16 protein-coding genes are annotated in these 17,849 nt (G+C 71.4%); 11 read left to right on the plus strand and 5 right to left on the minus strand.

Annotated elements, in window-relative coordinates:
• Positions 1-135: 135 nt before the first annotated feature.
• From ACH4D5_RS20060 to ACH4D5_RS20100, 9 genes are all read left to right on the plus strand, one after another.
• Positions 136-903: a class I SAM-dependent methyltransferase gene (locus tag ACH4D5_RS20060; protein WP_398304069.1), complete on the plus strand. Its 768-nt coding sequence runs from the start codon at positions 136-138 to the stop codon at positions 901-903.
• 81 nt (positions 904-984) lie between these two features.
• Positions 985-2,124: a FecCD family ABC transporter permease gene (locus tag ACH4D5_RS20065; RefSeq protein ID WP_398304071.1), complete on the plus strand. Its 1,140-nt coding sequence runs from the start codon at positions 985-987 to the stop codon at positions 2,122-2,124.
• On the plus strand, positions 2,125-3,000 hold the full coding sequence (locus ACH4D5_RS20070) for an ABC transporter ATP-binding protein (RefSeq protein ID WP_398304073.1): 876 nt from the start codon (positions 2,125-2,127) through the stop codon (positions 2,998-3,000).
• On the plus strand, positions 2,997-4,016 hold the full coding sequence (locus ACH4D5_RS20075; RefSeq protein WP_398304075.1) for an ABC transporter substrate-binding protein: 1,020 nt from the start codon (positions 2,997-2,999) through the stop codon (positions 4,014-4,016). Before ACH4D5_RS20070 ends, ACH4D5_RS20075 begins: the two co-directional genes overlap by 4 nt.
• A 103-nt stretch (positions 4,017-4,119) precedes the next feature.
• Positions 4,120-5,256 (plus strand): pyridoxal-phosphate dependent enzyme, encoded by a 1,137-nt coding sequence (locus ACH4D5_RS20080; protein WP_398304850.1) that lies wholly within the window; start codon positions 4,120-4,122, stop codon positions 5,254-5,256.
• Complete coding sequence (locus ACH4D5_RS20085; RefSeq protein ID WP_398304077.1) at positions 5,253-6,527, plus strand: ATP-grasp domain-containing protein; 1,275 nt, start codon at positions 5,253-5,255, stop codon at positions 6,525-6,527. Before ACH4D5_RS20080 ends, ACH4D5_RS20085 begins: the two co-directional genes overlap by 4 nt.
• Positions 6,524-7,765 (plus strand): MFS transporter, encoded by a 1,242-nt coding sequence (locus ACH4D5_RS20090; protein ID WP_398304079.1) that lies wholly within the window; start codon positions 6,524-6,526, stop codon positions 7,763-7,765. The genes ACH4D5_RS20085 and ACH4D5_RS20090 overlap by 4 nt, the downstream gene beginning before the upstream one ends.
• Positions 7,766-7,873: 108 nt before the next feature.
• Positions 7,874-9,061, plus strand: a complete 1,188-nt coding sequence (locus tag ACH4D5_RS20095; RefSeq protein ID WP_398304081.1) for an acyl-CoA dehydrogenase family protein — start codon at positions 7,874-7,876, stop codon at positions 9,059-9,061.
• Between the two features lie 192 nt (positions 9,062-9,253).
• Positions 9,254-9,892, plus strand: a complete 639-nt coding sequence (locus ACH4D5_RS20100; RefSeq protein ID WP_398304083.1) for a hypothetical protein — start codon at positions 9,254-9,256, stop codon at positions 9,890-9,892.
• A gap of 33 nt (positions 9,893-9,925) precedes the next feature.
• On the opposite strand, the gene ACH4D5_RS20105 is transcribed toward ACH4D5_RS20100, so the two are convergent.
• The gene (locus tag ACH4D5_RS20105) at positions 9,926-10,687 is read right to left on the minus strand and encodes a helix-turn-helix domain-containing protein (protein WP_398304085.1); all 762 of its coding nucleotides are present in this window, start codon (positions 10,685-10,687) and stop codon (positions 9,926-9,928) included.
• A 77-nt stretch (positions 10,688-10,764) separates the two neighbouring features.
• Between ACH4D5_RS20105 and ACH4D5_RS20110 the strand changes: the two genes are divergently transcribed.
• Together ACH4D5_RS20110 and ACH4D5_RS20115 are read left to right on the plus strand one after the other, a co-directional pair.
• A complete protein-coding gene (locus ACH4D5_RS20110; RefSeq protein WP_398304087.1) occupies positions 10,765-11,919 on the plus strand; it encodes an NAD(P)/FAD-dependent oxidoreductase in 1,155 nt (384 codons plus the stop codon).
• A 10-nt stretch (positions 11,920-11,929) separates the two neighbouring features.
• Positions 11,930-12,481, plus strand: coding sequence for a GNAT family N-acetyltransferase (locus ACH4D5_RS20115; protein WP_398304088.1), 552 nt, complete (start codon positions 11,930-11,932; stop codon positions 12,479-12,481).
• A gap of 46 nt (positions 12,482-12,527) precedes the next feature.
• Here the strand turns inward: ACH4D5_RS20115 and ACH4D5_RS20120 are convergent, their stop codons facing one another.
• Genes ACH4D5_RS20120 through ACH4D5_RS20135 form a run of 4 tightly spaced genes read right to left on the minus strand, consistent with a single transcriptional unit; the run spans position 12,528 to position 17,790 of the window.
• A complete protein-coding gene (locus ACH4D5_RS20120; RefSeq protein WP_398304090.1) occupies positions 12,528-13,004 on the minus strand; it encodes a (2Fe-2S)-binding protein in 477 nt (158 codons plus the stop codon).
• A 16-nt stretch (positions 13,005-13,020) separates the two neighbouring features.
• Positions 13,021-15,303: a molybdopterin cofactor-binding domain-containing protein gene (locus ACH4D5_RS20125; RefSeq protein ID WP_398304092.1), complete on the minus strand. Its 2,283-nt coding sequence runs from the start codon at positions 15,301-15,303 to the stop codon at positions 13,021-13,023.
• A 1-nt stretch (position 15,304) separates the two neighbouring features.
• On the minus strand, positions 15,305-16,528 hold the full coding sequence (locus ACH4D5_RS20130; protein WP_398304094.1) for an oxygenase MpaB family protein: 1,224 nt from the start codon (positions 16,526-16,528) through the stop codon (positions 15,305-15,307).
• Between the two features lie 32 nt (positions 16,529-16,560).
• On the minus strand, positions 16,561-17,790 hold the full coding sequence (locus ACH4D5_RS20135) for an oxygenase MpaB family protein (RefSeq protein ID WP_398304096.1): 1,230 nt from the start codon (positions 17,788-17,790) through the stop codon (positions 16,561-16,563).
• Positions 17,791-17,849: the final 59 nt, after the last annotated feature.

Here is a 17,849-nt window from a genome sequence, read left to right on the forward strand (position 1 = left end):
CACCCGAGACCCCGCGACCACCGGGATCACGCGACCACCGACCCGCCGGGAACCAGAACGGCTCTCCGTCCGACCACTGCACCAGAGCCCCGCGCACTCCGCGCGCACCACGCAGTGGAACGAGGTAGCAGCTGTATGCACTGGTACGAGGACGACGGATTCTGGTCGGACTTCTCCGAGACCATGTTCTCCGAGCGCAGGCGCACGGAGGTCGAGACCCTGGTCACCGGGGCGCCGCTGCTCGACTTCCCGGCCGGCACCCGGGTGCTCGACCTGTGCTGCGGGCCCGGCCTCTATCTGGTGCCGCTGGCCCGGCGCGGCTGCGCGGTGACCGGGGTCGACCTCAGCGCGGCCATGCTGAAGCAGGCCGAGGCGGCGTGCGCGGCCGCCGACGTCGACGTCCGGCTCGTGCGGGCGGACATGCTCACCCACGTCGAACCGGAGACGTACGACGTGGTGCTCAACCTCTTCACCTCGTTCGGCTACTTCGACGACCCGCTCGACAACGAGCGCGTGCTGCGCAACGCCCACGACTCCCTCGTACCGGGCGGACGGCTCCTCGTCGACGTGATGGGCAAGGAGGTCCTCGCGGGCTGGATCGGCCGGCCGCAGGTCGTCGAACTCGACGGCGGGGCCTACGTCGTGCAGCGCGACACCGTCCTGGACAGCTGGACCCGGCTGCGCACCGACTGGACGCTGGTGCGGGACGGGCAGGCGCGCGAGTCGTCCCTCACCTCCTTCCTCTACAGCGCGGCCGAACTGCGCTCGCTCTTCGAGGCGGTCGGCTTCACCGACGTGCGCTGTTACGGCGACTTCGACGGCGGCCCCTACGACAACCACTCGAAGCGCCTGGTGGTGAGCGGCACCCGCCCCGAACCGGCCGCGAACACCCGGGAACTTTGAGGCGGTCGCGGCCGACTACTGGTCGGTGGACGGAGTCGAGCCCGACGCGTCCGCCGACTCGCACGTGAACGAGGGGACTTCATGACCGAGGCCGCATCCGCGACGCCGACTCCGGGTCGCGCCGCCCGCTCGCGCGGCGCGCCACGCCCGGGCCCCGAGGACGGTCTCGTGCAGGACCGTCCCGCGGGGCGCGGCCGTCTGCTGACCACACTGGTGGCGCTCTCCGTGACGCTCGTGGTGTCCGTCCTGGCGGGCATCGCGCTGGGACCGACCGTCGTACCGCTCGGCGACGTCGTGCACTTCCTCACCGCCGCCCTCACCGGAGGCGGCATCGGGGCCGACGAGGTGACGGGGTACTCCATCGTCTGGCACGTGCGCACCCCGCGGGTGCTGCTCGCCGCGGTCGTGGGAGCCGGGCTCTCCGTCGTGGGCGTCGCCATCCAGGCGCTGGTGCGCAACGCCCTCGCGGACCCGTTCGTGCTCGGCATCTCGTCCGGCGCCTCCGTGGGGGCGACCGGGGTCGTCGTGTTCGGGATCTTCGCCGGGCTCGGCGTCTACGCCCTGTCGGCCGCCGCGTTCCTCGGGGCCCTCGGCGCGACGGTCCTCGTGTATCTGGCCGCGCGCGGTCCGACGGGACTGACACCGCTGCGGCTCGTGCTGACCGGGGTGGCGCTCGCGTACGGCTTCCAGGCGCTGATGAGCGTCCTGGTGTTCCTCGCGCCGAACGGACAGGCCGCGCGGACGGTGCTCTTCTGGCTCCTCGGCAGCCTCGGGTCGGCGACCTGGGAGTCCCTGCCCCTGGTCACCGCGGCGGTGCTGATCGCCGTCGTGGTGCTGCTGCGGCACAGCAGGTCCCTGGACGTGCTGTCGCTCGGCGACGAGACCGCGGCCAGCCTGGGCGTGGACGCGGACGCGCTGCGGCGCGGGCTCTTCGTGCTCACCGCGGCCGTCACGGGTCTCATCGTCGCGGTGAGCGGCGCGATCGGCTTCGTCGGCCTCGTCCTGCCGCACGTGGTGCGCATCTGGGTCGGCTCCACGCACCGGCGGGTGCTCGCCGTCGCGCCCCTCGCCGGGGCCTGCTTCATGGTCTGGGTCGACCTGGTTGCGCGCACGGCGTTCGCGCCCGAGGAGCTGCCGCTCGGCGTGATCACCGCGCTGATCGGGGTGCCGGTGTTCGTCGTCCTGATGCGCCGCCGCGGCTATCTGTTCGGAGGCCGGTGAATGGTCCTCTCCCTGCACGACCTGACCGTCGAGGCGGCCGGGCGCGCGCTCGTCGACCGGTTGCGCCTCGACGTCGCCGCCGGTTCGATCGTCGGGCTCGTCGGCCCCAACGGAAGCGGCAAGTCGACCGCTCTGCGCTGCGTCTACCGGGCGCTGAAGCCGACGTCCGGAGCCGTCCTGCTCGACGGGACCGACCTGACGTCGCTGAAACTGCGCGACAGCGCCCGCTCGATCGCCGCCCTGACCCAGGAGAGCCACACCGAACTCGACTTCACCGTCGAGGAAGTGGTCGCCCTCGGCCGCGCCCCGCACGCGCAGGGCAACCACCCGCTGACCGGCCGCGAGCGGGAGCTGTGCCGCCAGGCCATGGACCGGCTGGACGTCGCCCACCTCGCGGACCGCAGCGTGCTGAGCCTCTCCGGAGGGGAGCGGCAGCGCGTGCTCGTCGCGCGTGCCCTGGCCCAGGAACCCCGCCTCCTCGTCCTCGACGAACCCACCAACCACCTCGACGTACGGCACCAGGTGGAGCTGCTGTCCTTCCTGCGTGGCTCCGGCCTCACCGTGCTGACCGCGCTGCACGACCTCAACCTGGCGGCCCAGGTCTGCGACCGCATCGCCGTGCTCGGCGGCGGCTGCCTGGTCTCCTCGGGCGCCCCCGCCGAGGTCCTGACCCCGGAACTGGTGCGGAAGGTGTTCGGCGTCGACGCGGACGTCGTGCCCCACCCGCGTACCGGCATCCCCCAACTGCTCTACGACCTCGCTCCGGCCCCCACCGCCATCCCGAACCCGACCGCCGTCCCCGCCCCCACCGAGCCCCTGGCTCCCGCTGAACCACCGGCCTCCGCCGACGCTTTCCCGGAAGGACCACACTCGTGACCAGACCACCGTTTCCCCGAGCCCTCACCGCAGGGCTGCTGGCCACCGGGCTCCTGCTGACCGCCGGCTGCGGCGCCGAGGTCGAACAGAAGGCGGCGGACGGCAAGCCCGACACCGTCACCGTCTCCAACTGCGGCAAGGAAGTCACGTACACCCGTCCCGAGCGGGCGGTCGCCTACGACGTCAGCGGCGCGGAGAAGATGTTCGCCCTGGGCCTGGCCGGCCGTATGCGCGGATACGTCATGAACAAGCTCGGCGACCCCGCCATCAAGGGCTCGCCCTGGCGCGAGAAGTACACCGAGGTCGAGCGGCTCGGCACCGAGCGCATCACCCGGGAGATCGTCGTCGACGCCAACGCCGACTGGGTGCTCGCGGGCTGGAACTCCGGCTTCAGCGAGGAGCGCGGCATCACGCCCGCCCTGCTGGACAAGGTCGGCGTCGCCAGCTACCTGCACACGGAGACCTGCTGGGACTACGGCAAGAAGAACGCCCGTGACACCGATGTGTCACCGCTCCAGGCGCTCTACACCGACCTGGACAACCTCGGCAGGATCTTCGGCGTCGAGAAGCGGGCCGACAAGCTCGTGAAGGACCTCAAGAACCGCGTCGCCGCGGTGAAGAAGACGTGGCCCGACAAGGGGGACCCGGCCAAGGTGTTCGTCTACGACTCGGGCACCGACCAGCCCTTCACCGCAGGCCGGCACGCCGCACCAGACAGCATCATCACCGCTGCCGGCGGCACGAACGTCTTCGGAGACCTCGACAAGGGGTGGACGACGGTGGGCTGGGAACCGGTCATCAAGGCCAAACCCGATGTCATCGTGATCGTCGACTACGCGGACCAGCCCGCGAAGGAGAAGATCGCCTACCTCAAGTCGCTGCCGTCCCTGAAGTCCGTCCCCGCGGTGAAGAACAACCGCTTCCACGTCATGTCGTACGGCGACGTCGTCAGCGGCCCCCGCAACGTCACGGGCGCCGAGGACCTGGGCCGCTACCTGCGCTCGGTCGGGCGGTGACGGCGACGTGCCCCTGACACACCCCGCCCACAGCCCCGCGCCCGCCCCGGTCAGCGCCGCGCCCGCCCCGGCCGGCACCGCGCCCGTCCCGGTCCACGAGCACATCACCGACGCGATCAAAGCGCCCGACCTGCTGCGGCTCTCCGACAACGTCGTGCTCGCCCGCTTCGAGACCCTCAAGGTCTACGCCGCCCTCGGCGCGGTCCGCACGCTGCTGGAGCGCGGCACCGTCAATCCCGGCCAGACCCTCGTCGACAGCTCCAGCGGCATCTACGCCCTGGCCCTGGCCATGGCCTGCCACCGCTACGGACTGAACTGCCACATCGTCGCCTCCACCACCGTCGACGCCACGATGCGCGCGCAACTTGAAGTCCTCGGCGCCACCGTGGACCAGATGCCGCCATCGAAGGACCTGCGGCTCGACCAGGAGGGCCGCGTCAGGCGCGTCCGCCGGCTGCTGGCCGAGCGGCCCGGCATGCACTGGATGCGCCAGTACCACGACGCCGTCCACTACACCGGCTACCGGGAGTTCGCCGCCCTCGTCGACCGCGCGCTGCCCGACGTGCCGCTGACCGTGGTGGGCGCCGTCGGCACCGGCTCCTCCAGCGGCGGCCTCGTCCAGGCGCTGCGCGGGCGCGGCCGCGACGTACGCCTGCTGGGGGTGCAGCCCTTCGGCAGCGTCACCTTCGGCAGCGAGGGGTTCAGCGACCCCGAGGCGATCATCGCCGGGATCGGCAGCTCCATCCCCTTCGACAACGTCCACCACGATCTCTACGACACCCTCCACTGGCTCGACTTCCGGCACGCCATGGCGGGCGCCGTCGGCCTGCTGCGGGAGCACGCCGTGTTCGCCGGTCTGTCCACCGGCGCGGCCCACCTCGTCGCGGGCTGGGAGGCCGCCCGCGATCCCGGCCGCACGCACCTGGTCATCGGCGCCGACACCGGCCACCGCTACACCGATCGCGTCTTCGCCCGGCACCGCGAGGCCCTCGACCCGCGCACCCTGAAGCCCCACCAGATCGCCGACCTCGGCGACCTCGCCCCGCCCTGGTCGGCGATGGAGTGGAACCGGAGGCGGTACGACGTACGCCGACCGTCCGTACCGGCACCCTCGTCATCCGTACCGGCGCACCCCTCACCCGTACCCGCGCCCCCAGCACCCGCACCCGCGTACCCACCCGTACCCGCGCAGCCGACTGCCCCGCTCGGCGCGCCGCCCCAGGAGGACCAGGCACCGTGACCATCGCCGCACTCGAAGCACTCACCTTCGGCCTGGGGCGCCTCGTCGAGGCGGCAGGGAACGCCGGACACCGGCTGTGCCTGCTCACCGGCGACCGTGACGTCTACCGTCACGAACTCGCCCACCTCGACCCCGGGGCGCTCGACATCGTCGACGTCGACCCCGACGACACCGCGGCCTGCGCCGCCGCCCTGGCGGCCCTGCCCGACCTGAAGGGGCTCATCAACTCGACCGACACGTGGGGCGTCCCGGGCGCCGACCTCGCGGCCAAGTTCGGCCTGCCGGGGCCGGACCCGAGCGCGGTCCGGCTGCTGCGCGACAAGAGCCGGGTGCGCGCCCTCCTCCATGAGCGGGGTCTGAGCCGCAGCGGTACGGTCGACGTTCCCGCGGATGTCTCCGCGGCCGCCAACATCCTCCGTACGGTCGGCCTGCCCGCCGTCCTGAAGGACTCCGCGGGCACCTCCTCCCGGAACGTCTGGCCCGTACGCGACGAGCGGCAGCTCCGTACGGCACTCGCCGAAGCGTCGCAACGCGCCTTCAAGGGACGGCTGTTCGCCGAGCGCTTCTTCTCCGGCCCGGTCTACAGCGCGGAAACCCTCGGCTGGGAAGGGGAGACCAGGCTGCTCGGCGTCCTCAGCCGCCAGATGTCACCCGAGCCCTCCGTCCGCGAGGAGGCCGCGGCCTTCCCCGTCGCCTTCCCGCACGCCGAACTCGCCCTGATCGAGGACTGGGTGGGGCGTGTGCTGGCCGCCGCGGGCCACGACAACGGGTTCGCACATGTGGAGTTCGTCCTCACCGCGGACGGCCCGGAGCTGGTGGAGATCAACCGCCGCATCGGCGGCGCGCTCGTCGGTGAGGCCCTGTGCCGCGCCCTGGGCACGAACGTCTACGACGCCATGGTCGACGTGGCGCTGGGCAGGCGCCCCGCGCTGCTGGACGCCGTGGTAGGGCCGGGCGCTCCGGACGCGCTGAACTCCCCGCCCACCGGGCGCCGTTCTGCTGGTCCGGCCACGGCGTTCGTGCTCGTCTACCCCGACTGTCCCGGCACCCTCACCGGCTGGACCGGGCTCGACGGCCTCTCCGCCTTCCCCGGATCACCCGAGTGGTATCCCACCGCCGTCCCGGGCCGACGCGTCGAGCACCTGAACGACCAGCGCGGCTGCACCGGCATCCTGCTGGCCGAGGGCGACACCGCCGAGCTGGCCCTGCACCGGGCGCTCAGCGCCGCCGGGAGCATACGGCCGACCGTCGTGGCCGACGACCGGGGATGACAAAGGCGCCGTCGCGGAAGCCGCTCGGGCGGCCGGACTCCCGCCTCGCACGGTTCACGGAACTCACAGGCCCGCAGTACTTCCTGCTGGCCGGTTCGTTCCTCATACCCCTGGGCAGCTTCGCCGTGCTGCCCTTCATGTCGGTCCTGCTGCACGAACGGCTGGGCATGGGGCTCGGCACCGTCGGCGCGGTGCTCGCCGTCGCGTCGTTCGTGCAGTTCTCGGGCGGTGTCGTCGGTGCCGCCATCGCCGAACGCATCGGCCTGCAGCGCACCATGCTGCTCGCGCTGCTGGTCCGCACGGCGGGGTTCGCCGCCTTCCTGCCCGGACTGAGCCGACCGGCGGCCGCGATCACCGCGCTGTTCCTCGTCTCCGGCGGGGCCGCGCTCTATCTGCCCGCCAACAAGGCGTACTTGGTGCACGGCGTGGGGGAGAGCCGACGCCCGCTGCTGCTCTCCGCGAGCGGCTCAGCCCTCAACGCCGGGATCGCGCTCGGCCCCATCGCCGCCGCCCCGTTCATACTCACCGCATCGGCAGGGCTCTTCACCGCTGTGACGGTCCTGTTCGCGCTGATCACGGCGGGGCACGCGCTGTTGCCCGTGGAGACGCCCGAGGGGCGGAGGGAAGCGACAGGACAGACGGGTGGGGAGCGCCCAGGTGACGGCCCGATCGCTCTGTCCCTCCCTTTCGCGATCACCGTGCTGAGCGTGTACGTCTTCATGTTCTTCCAGCACTACCTCGCGATCTACGTGGTGGGCAGAACCTCAACGCTCTTCTACAGCCTCGTCCTCGCGCTCTACGCCCTGCTGCTCGTCGTCGCCCAGCCCCTCCTGTCGGACTGGATCGCCGACCTGCCCTATCCCCGCGCCCTGCGCGTCGGCTTCACGGCGCTCGCCACCGGCATGGCCGCTCTCGCCCTCGGCCACCCCGCCGCCATCCTGGCCGGAGCCCTGCTCATCTGCCTCGGCGAGGTCGTCCTCTTCCTCAAGAACGACCTCGAAGCCCTGGCCGGGTCCGCCCGTTCACCCGCCGTCGTCTTCGGCCGCCAGCGCATGGCGGCCGGAATCGGCGCCTTCGCCAGCGGTATCGCTGGAGGCGAGGGCTATGCGTGGGCCGAACGGGCCGGCCACGCGAGCCTGTTCTGGCTGGCGGTCGCGCTGCAGTGCGTACTGCTGCCCCCACTGCTGATCGGAACCCTGCGCCGCCTCCGTCCCGCAGGGGTTCCTGCGCGGAGCTGAGCACCGTCCATTCCCTATTTCTGCAACGGGTTCTACTGTGTGCGCCGTCAGGTCGGGGCCGGGCGATTTTCTCGGTCCGAGCGTGAGGCAGCAGAGCCTGGAGGGGCCGTGCATCTCGAATACACGCCTGAGCAGCAGCAGTTGCGCACCGAGCTGCGCGCGTACTTCGCCGAACTGGTGCCGGACCATTCCGCCGCGCGTTACGGCGAACCCGCCGCTCAGAAACGGTTCTACCGGGAGACGATCCGGCGCCTGGGGGCCGACGGGTGGCTCGGGGTCGGCTGGCCACAGGAGTACGGCGGCCGCGGGCTCTCGCCCATGGAGCAGTTCATCTTCTTCGACGAGGCGGCGCAGGCGGGCGTCCCGCTGCCCCTCATGGCCCTCAACACCGTCGGCCCGACCATCATGCAGTTCGGCACGGACGAGCAGAAGGCGTACTTCCTGCCCCGGATCCTCTCCGGCGAGCTCGACTTCGCCATCGGCTACAGCGAACCCGACGCCGGCACGGATCTCGCCTCGCTGAAGACCAGGGCGGTCAGGGAAGGCGACGAGTACGTCGTCAACGGGCAGAAGATCTGGACCACCAACGGCGACACCGCGGACTGGGTCTGGCTCGCGGTCCGCACCGCCACCCCCGAGGAGGGCGTCCCGCTCCACAAGGGCATCACCATGCTCCTGGTCCCGACCAGTGACCCCGGCTACTCCTGCACCCTCATCAACACCCTCGCCTCGCACGACACCACCGCCAGCTACTACGAGAACGTCCGCGTCCCCGTCTCCCGTCGCGTCGGCGAGGAGAACAAGGGCTGGCGCCTGATCACCAACCAGCTCAACCACGAGCGCGTCACCCTCGCCGCCCACGGCACCATGGCCATTCGCGCCCTGCACGACGTGCAGCGCTGGGCGATGGACACCAAACTGGCGGACGGCCGCCGCGTCATCGACCTCGCCTGGGTCCGCAGGCGGCTCGCCATGACCCACACCAAGCTCGACGCGATGAAGCTCCTCAACTGGCAGATGGTCAACGCCCTCCAGGAGGGCACCCTCACCCCGCAGGACGCCTCGGCCGTCAAGGTCTACGGCTCCGAGGCGCGCCGCGACGCCTACGCCTGGCTCATGGAGGCCGTCGGCGCGGCCGGCGCACTGAAGGAGGGTTCGGCCGGCGCGATCCTCCACGGCGAGCTGGAACGCGGCTACCGCTCGGCGGTGATCTTCACGTTCGGCGGTGGGAACAACGAGATCCAGCGCGAGATCATCTCCTGGATCGGCCTGGGAATGCCGCGGGTGCGCCGCTGATACCGCGTCGCTAGTGCCTCGCTGGAGGGAGCCCGCCGCGAGGCGTCGCAGCCCCTGCGCCCTCCGGCCGAGCGGCTAATCTCCGTACGTATGACCGATTCTCAAACCCGGGGCCGGGTCGCGGGAGGCCTCGCGAGACCCTCGTCCCGCTCCCACCGCGTCTTATGGTGCGCCGCGGGCGCCACCGCGGCCTTGCTCCTCGCCGATCTCGCCACGCGCGCCTACAACCACTACGACCCCATACCGACCGTCCGCAGGCTGGTGAACGTGGACGTCGAGGCCAACCTCGCCACCTGGTGGAACAGCACGCTGCTGCTGGCCGTGGCGGGCATGGCGCTGACCGCCGCGCTGCTCAGCGGGCGCGGCGCGCGCCCCGGGCGGTTGTCCTGGCTGGGTCTCGCCGCCGCGACGGCCCTGCTCAGCATCGACGAGACGGTCTCGTGGCACGAGCGACTCGGCGAGGTCGGCCGGTCGTGGAAGGAGTGGGCCGGGGGCTCGCTGCCCACGCACGCCTGGGTGTTGCCCGGCGCGGTCCTCGCGGTGGCGGGCACCGTGTGTGCCGTGTTGTGGGCGCGGAGGCTGCCGCGTGACCTGCGGTACGGGCTGCTGGGCGCACTCGCGGTCTATCTGGGCGGGGCGTTGGTGACCGAGGCGTTCAACGGGTGGGCGCTCGACGGCGGTCACAGCACCGTCCTCATGCTGGGGACCCTCGTGGAGGAGGGCCTGGAGATGAGCGGCTGCCTCGTCGCCCTCGCCGCCCTCAGCCGCTACGTGGTGCTGGAGCACACCCCGGCGACGGGCCGCGCGGTGATCCGGCTGCGCGACGGCTGAGCCCCGCCGCCGACTCTCCCGCGAAGTCTGCCCTCACACTTCGCTACGTCGTAGCGAGGCAGGCGTACGCCCTAGGAACTCCCGTGCCGTACGGGCAAGATGAGCCTGGTCGGCGAAGCCTGCTGTGGCCGCGGCCAGGGCGGCGGTCGAATCCGGCAGCTCCGCGACGGCCGCGCGGAGCCGGCCCCACCGGCGCAGGTGGGCGAGTGTGATGCCCACGTCCCGCCGGACCAGGGCGCGCAGCCGCGGGGCCGACACTCCGACCTCTTCGGCCACGGACACGAGGGACATCTTCGGATCGCACGACACGCACAGGCGAACGGCGTGGGCGACTCTCGGATCGAGCCGTGCGAGCGGGGCAGGGGACCCGGCGAGCGACCGCAACTCGGCATATCCGGCGGCCACATCCGCACCGGGCCCGGGACCGTCGGCATCGGTGGTGGTGCCGAGCGCGGCAAGCAGGCGACGGACCTCGCCGGCATCGAGCCGTATCGGTCCCGGGTGTGAGGGCAGCAGCCAGGAGTCGATGAACAAGGCGATGTAGGGCGAGGTCGACACACAGCTGTGGACCAGCTGGGGCGGAACGATCAGCCCCGGCGCCGCCACCACGGGCCGGCCGGGCGAGCGGAGTTCGGCGTGGCCGCCGATCGACAGCACGGCCTTCCAGGCGGGCAGCCGGTGCTGGGCGACGCGGAACGGACGGGACTCGGCGAACATCGTCGCCTCGTCGCCGGAGGCGAAGACGACGCGGCGATCGTTTTGTTCAAGTGCCCAGGCGCGAGGTGAATGGATCATCGTGCCCCGCACGCTACCGCTGCCGTCCGGTCGGTAGCCTTCCTGGTCGTGCCCGTACTCCCAGAGGAAGTCATGCCATGAGTCATCGCCTGGTCATCGTGGGCGCCGGCTACGCCGGTCTGTCCGCGGCCCGACGCCTCGCCCGCAAGCTGCGCGGCAGCGATGTCACCATCACGCTGGTCAATGCCTCGGACCGGTTCGTGGAGCGCGTCCGGCTCCATCAACTGGCCGCCGGGCAGCGGGTGGCGGCGCCGTCGTTGCGTCAACAGCTCAGCGGTACACCGGTCCGGCTGGCCGTCGGACGCGTGACGTCGATCGACACCACCGGCCGGACCGTGGTCATGGACCGCGCGCCCGGAGCGATCGGCTACGACACCCTGGTGTACGCGCTGGGCAGCCGGGCATGGCTCGACGACGTGCCGGGGGCGGCCGAGCACGCGTACGCCGTAGCCACGCCTGAGGAGGCGACGCGGTTGCGGCACAGGGTCGCGGAGATCGCGTCGGGCGGCACTGTCGCGGTGGTCGGGGGCGGGCTTACCGGGTTGGAAACCGCCTCCGAGCTGGCCGAGAGCCACCCCGGGCTGCGCGTGCGGCTCTTCACCGGTGCCGATGACGTCGGGCCCGGCCTCACGCCGCGCGCCCGCACCCACTTGCGGCGTGCTCTGCGCCGACTGGACGTCTCGGTCCATTCCGGGGCCCTCGTCACAGCAGTGCGGGAGGACGGCCTTGACCTCCGCGACGGCGCGCCGTTCGCCGCTGACGCCGTGGTGTGGACCACCGGATTCCGTGCGCCGGAGCTGGCGCGCGCGGCGGGGTTCGCGACGGATGAGAGCGGACGGATGCTCGTCGACGCGACTCTGCGCTCGGTCTCGCACCCCGAGGTGTACGCCGTCGGCGACGCGGCGGCCGGTCTCTCGGTGGGCGGGGCACCGAGCCGCATGTCCTGCCAGGCGGCCCTGCCGATGGGCCGAGGCGTGGCCGACGTCGTCGCGGCGAGGCTGACGGGCAGGGAGCCGGAGCCCGTCCGGATCGGCTACATCTTCACCAACATCAGCCTCGGCAGACGTGACGGTGTCGTCCAGTTCACCCGCGCCGACGACAGCCCGCGCAGGTTCGTCCTGACAGGACGCGCCGCGGCAGCTTTCAAGGAAGCGATCGTGCGCAGCACGGTACGCTCCGGACCGCGCGACGGGTCAAGCCTCTTGGAGAGCACCCCGACAGACGTGCGATAGGTTCCCCGCCATGACGGAACCCGCACCCCTGGCCTGGCCACCTGCCGCGCCGATCAGGACCGAGCGCCTCGTGCTCCGGGAGTCGGAGGCCCGGGACCGCCCGGCGTTCGTCGAGCTGTTCGCCTCGCCGGAGGTGAACGCCTACGTCGGCGGCCCTCGACCGCGCGACGAGCTCGAGCGCGCGGTGCCCGAGGTGCCCGGGCGGCGCCCCGGCTTCTTCGTGGTCGAGCTCGACGGAGCCATGATCGGTACGGTCATGCTCGACCGGCACGACGCGAGCCGTCCGGGACACGTCCGTCCGGATGTCGGGGAGACCGAACTCGGCTATCTGTTCCTGCCGGAGGCGTGGGGACACGGGTACGCCGCCGAGGCGTGCGCGGCGGCGCTCGGCTGGTTCGCGGACGAGCTTCCCGGCAGGTCGGTGGTGCTGCGTACCCAGACCGCCAACGAGCGGTCGATGCGGGTCGCGGCCAAGTTGGGGTTCACCGAGGTGGAGCGGTACGAGGACTACGGTGCCGAGCAGTGGTTCGGGGTGTGGTCCTCGGCCGGGTCGCCCGGGTGACTCGGTCCGTCGGCGGGCCGGTCCCGGACTCGCCGGCGCCCGTGCGTCACATGTTGCGGGCGCCCTCCCTGACCGCTTCGCGGATGCGGAAGTACGTGCCGCAGCGGCAGATGTTGCGGATGCCGTCGAGGTCCGCGTCGGTGATCTGGCGGCCTTCTTCGGCGACGCGTCTGACCAGGGCGACGGCGGCCATGATCTGACCGGGCTGGCAGTAGCCGCACTGGGCCACGTCCTGGTCGAGCCAGGCCTGCTGCATCGGGTGCAGCTCCGCGTCGACCGTGGCCGGGAGGCCTTCGATCGTCGTGACCTCGTCGGTCGGGCGCAGGTCCTTGACGGGGATGGCGCAGGGGTTCGCGGCCTTGCCGTTGAGGTGGCTGGTGCAGGCCTTGCAGACGTTGATGCCGCAGCCGTACTTGGGCCCGGTGACGCCGAGGATGTCGCGCAGCACCCACAGCAGCCGTACGTCGTCGGCGACGTCGACCGTGACCTGCTCGCCGTTGAGTCGGAAGGTGTGCTCGGGCACAAAAGTCTCCTGGTGGTCAGCGGACGTGGTCCAAGCCGTCGGTGGGGGACTGGGGGATGGGCGGTACGGTCGGTTTGGGCACGAAGGAGAGCGTGCCGTGGTTGATCGGAAAAGTGGTCGGCATCGTGCCCGTCGCCCGGCCGTAGGCGCAGGCGACCGCGGCCGTCGAGGCCGCGACACCGAGTTCACCGGCACCGCCGGGTCTGCCGGTCGTGGTCGGCATCACGACGATCTCCAGCTCGGGCGGCGTGTTCCACTGCCGGGTGTAGAAGTAGTTGTCCCAGCTGGCCTCCAGGAAGTATCCGTCGCGCAGGTGCAGGCTCGACGTCAGGGTCAGGGCGATGCCGTCCATGAGGCAGCCCATCATCTGGGCCTCCAGGCCGCGCGGGTTGACGGCGAGTCCGACGTCCACGGCGATGACGGCCTTCGTGACGCGCGGTCCGGTCACCCCGTCGCGGATGGGCCGGTTGACGGTCTCCGGCCGGCAGTCGATCTCCACGAGCACCGCGCTCGTGGCGTGGTATTCGGAGTGCATGGCGATGCCCTGCGCGGTGTGGGCAGGCATCGGCCGGCCCCACTTCCCCACCTCGGCGGCCTTCTCCAGCACCGCTCGCGTGCGGTCGTCGCGGAGGAACTCCCGGCGGAACGTGAAGGGGTCCTTGCCCATCTTCGCGGCGAGCCGGTCGACGATGAGCTCCCGGGCGCAGGTGACGTCGGGGGAGTACACGTTGCGCATGCTGCCGGTGTTGAAGCCCTTGTCGGTCTCGCTGAGCAGTCGGCTGTGCACGCCGAAGTCGTAGGGCATCGACTGGGAGAGGTGGAAGAACGTCTGGGAGAAACCGATGTCGCCCACCGGCAGCTTCGCCGCCATGGCGGTGAAGAGCTCGCCGAGGCCGTGCCCGAGGTCCGTCGAGACACTGGTGTGCCGCTGCTTGTAGCCGAGCACGGTGTCGCCCGCGTACGCGACGCGCACCCGTGAGGTGGCCATGGGGTGCGTGCGTCCCTGGCGGGAGTCGTCGGCGCGGTGCCACATCAGCTTGACCGGTTTGCCGAACTCCTTGGAGATCTCGGCGGCCTCCAGCGCGGCGTCGAAGAACAGCTTCCGTCCGAAGGAGCCACCGCCTTCGGTCACGTGCACGGTGACCGCGCTCGGCGGAAGCCCGAGCCGGGCGGCGATGGCCTGCTTGGCGACGATCGGCGCTTTGAGGGCGGACCAGATCTCGGCCCGTCCCGGACGCACGTCGGCTATCGCACAGTTGGGTTCGAGCGCGCTGTTGCTGCGGAAGTGGAAGGTGAACGAGGCCTCGACCGACGGCGTCACAGGCGGCAGCCCGAGCGGCAGTTCGGCCGCCCGCAGCTCCTTGAGCACCGTCTCGTCGGACTTTCCTTCCGCGCTGCCGGGCTTCCACGACACGCGCAGGGCCCGTACGGCGTCGATGCACTGGCCGAAGGTCCGCGCGCGCACCGCGACCCCGGTGGAGATCACCGCGGCGTCGGTGACGCCCGGCATGGCCCGTACCTCTTGGAGATTGGCCACCGAGCCGACCTTGCCGTTGAGGGTCGGCGGGCGGCACACCATGGTCGGCAGGGCGTCCGGCACGTCGAGGTCCAGCGTGAACTTCTTGCGTCCGGTGACCGCGGCGAGCGCGTCGACGCGGTTGTGGGGCCGCCCGATGACGGTGAACCGCTCGCGCTCCTTGAGCTCCACGGACATCCGCCGCGGGCTGCGGCTCGCGGCCTTCCCGGCCAGCTCCCCGATGCCGACCCGGCCGCCCGCGCGGTCGGTGACGACACCGGCCTTCAGCGTGAGGTCGCCGACGGCCGCGCCGAGCTCGACCGCCGCGGCGTCGAGGAGCCGACGCCGGGCGACGGCCGCCGCCACCCGGATCGGGGTGTACGTGGAGATCGTCGTGTTGGACGCGCCGGTGAGCTGGTTGAACACCAGCTCGGGGCGCGCGTCGGCCAGCGTCACCCGGACCCGGTCCACCGGCACGTCCAGCTCCTCGGCGATCAGCATGGCCGTCGACGTTGTGATGCCCTGCCCGACCTCCGCCCGCGGCAGCGCGAACGACACGGTGCCGTCCCCGCCGACCTCGACCGTGATCAGGTGCGAGGTCGGCAGGGCCGCCGCGGTCATCACGTCGTTCAGATCGACCAGCTCGGTGACGTCCGGCGACGGCACCGCGGCCTCGGCTTCGGACACGAGCGGGGCCGCGGTCACCAGGGTCGGCGCGGCGAGTACGTAACCGAGGAAGCGACGCCGCCCGAAGCCGGACGTGCTCGACTGCGATTCCCCCATGTCAGTGGGGCCGGTTCGCGTCGGGGATCTCCAGGTGGATGGGTCTGCCCTCGGACAGGAAGAGCAGGACGAACCTGCGGATGGCCTCTTCCATCGCCCAGGCGGCCTCCGGGACCAGGGGCAGCGGAATCAGCTTCTCCCGGAACGCCACCAGGAGGGGCCACGCCTTCGAGATCAGCGGCTGCCAGAACGGTTCCCTGGACAACCCGATCATTTCGCCGATCCGGTCGCCGAGCGTGTACCGGGAGAACGCGCTGACCAGGGGCCGCGTCACCCCGGCGTCGAGCTCGGCGACGATGTCGAGGAGCACCTCGGTCAGCTTGACCCCCTCGTCCGTGCGGGCGAGGACCGGGTCGAGGAGCTGCCGCGACTGGGCGTTGGCCGCGTCCCAGGTGGCCGGGATGTACTCGTCGTGGACGCCGAGCATATGGGCGGTCACCTGCCACACGTGCAGGTATGCCTCGGACTCGGCGCGGGAGACCGGAACGTCCCAGTCGAGCAGCTTGCGCATGACGAAGGTGGCCAGGCTGTGCCAGGTGACCAGCACGTCCGCCTGGCTGATGGGGATCTTCTGACCGCCGCTCGTTCCGGACCAGCCCGGGGACTTGGGCAGCAGATTGCGTACGGCCGCGTGGACCAGCCGGGTCCGTACCGCGGTCGCGATCATCGAACCCTGCGGCTGGTACGCGTCCAGGTCCCCGACGTCGTATCCGAACTTCGCGGTCTTGGCGATGCGGTCCTTCATGTCCGCGCCACCCTTGGAGTAGTAGACGGCCCGCGCCTCCCTGGGGATCGCGGTACTCATCAGCCCGCTGCCGAGGCCGTACAGCGCACCGACGTAGATCCCCTTGGTCTTGTTGAACTTCGCGGCGGTCTCGAGCTTGGCCCGGTCCACCCACGGCGGCAGCCGGCGCGCCTTCTCCATGAACTCCTTGAGGTCCCGCGGGAGTTCGTCGGGCAGTGGCTGGTCGTTGCGGGTCCAGTTCCGCAGCAGCTGGTTGACCTTCGGTATGTCCCCGCGGTCGAGCAGCGAGCCGAGCAGTTGGTCGGCCTCGTCGTCCCACATCCACTGCGGGTCGGTGCCCGCGCCCGCCCCGGCCACCGAACCGCTCGCTGCCCACGACCACAGGGGCCGCGCGCTCGCGGGCGACGCCGCGCCGAGCACACCGAGCGCGCCCAGCGCGCCGCCCGTGAGCAGCATCTTGCGCCTGCTGAGTTCGTCCATCAGGGAACTCCTCCTTCTGTAGGGCTCGTTGGTCAGGCGGGGCGGTTGGTGTCGGGGATGTCTATGTGAATCTCACGCCCTTTGGAGAGATAGAACAAGATGTACTTGCGGGCCGCTTCGTCGATCGTCCAGGCGATCTGCGGCACCAGGGGCAGCTTGATGAGGCCCTCGCGGAAGGCCACCAGCGGCGGCCAGGCGGTCTTGACCGCCGCTTCCCAGAACGGCTCGCGCGGGATGCCGTCCCAGTCGGCGATCCGGTTGCCGACGAGGTACCGGGCGAAGGCGTTGACGAGGGGCCGGTCGACGCTGCCGGGGCTCGTCTGCTCGGCGAGCTGCCCCAGGAGGATGTCGGTCAGTTCGACGCCTTCCGGCGTGGGGCCGAGGACCGGGTCGAGGAGCTGCTTGGACTGCGCCTCGGCCGCGTCCCAGGTCGCGGGGATGTACTCGTCGAGGATGCCGAGCATGTGCGCGGTCACCTGCCACACGTGCAGATAGGCGTCGGACTCGGCGGACGTGATCGGGACCTTCCACTCCCGCATTTTGCGCATCGCGTAGGTGGGCAGCGTGTGCCAGGTGACCAGCATGTCCGCCTGGCTGATGGGGATCTTCTGGCCGTCCCCGGTGCCCGTCCAGCCCGGCGACTTCGGCAGCAGGTTGCGTACCGCCGCGTGCACCATGCGGGTCTTCACGGCCTCCACGACGCAGGTGCCGTCGGGCCGGTAGGCGTCCAGGGCGCCGACGGCGAAGCCGAGCTTGCTGGTCTTGGCGACCCGGTCCTCCATGTCGGCGCCGCCCTTGGAGTAGTAGACGGCCCGCGCCTCGCGGGGGATGGCGGTGCTCAGCATGCCGCCGCCGATGCCGTTGAGGATGTTGAGGTAGAGGCCCCTGCTCTCGTTGAACTTCGCGGCGGTCTCGAGCTTGGCCCGGTCCGCCCACGGCGGCAGCCGGCGCGCCTTCTCCATGAACTGCCGCAGATCGCGGGGGAGTGCGCCGGGAAGCGGCTGGTCGTTGCGGGTCCAGGTGCGCAGGAGTTCGTTGACCCTGGGCACATCGCCCCGTGCGAGGACGGCTCCAAGGAGTTCGTCGGCCTCGTCGTCCCACACCCACTGCGGGTCGGTGCCCGCCCCCGATCCGGCCACCGAGCCGCTCGCGGCCCACGTCCACGTGGACCGCGCGCTCGCCGGCGACGCCATGCCGAGCACGCCGAGCGCGCCCAGCGCGCCGCCCGTGAGCAGCATCTTGCGCCTGCTGAGTTCGTCCATTCCCGGAACTCCTCCTTGAGTCGCCTCAGCGCTGGCTGATACCCTGCCTGATACTCTGA

The sequence above is a fragment of the Streptomyces sp. NPDC018029 genome, assembly GCF_044327655.1.
Classification (GTDB): Bacteria; Actinomycetota; Actinomycetes; order Streptomycetales; family Streptomycetaceae; genus Streptomyces.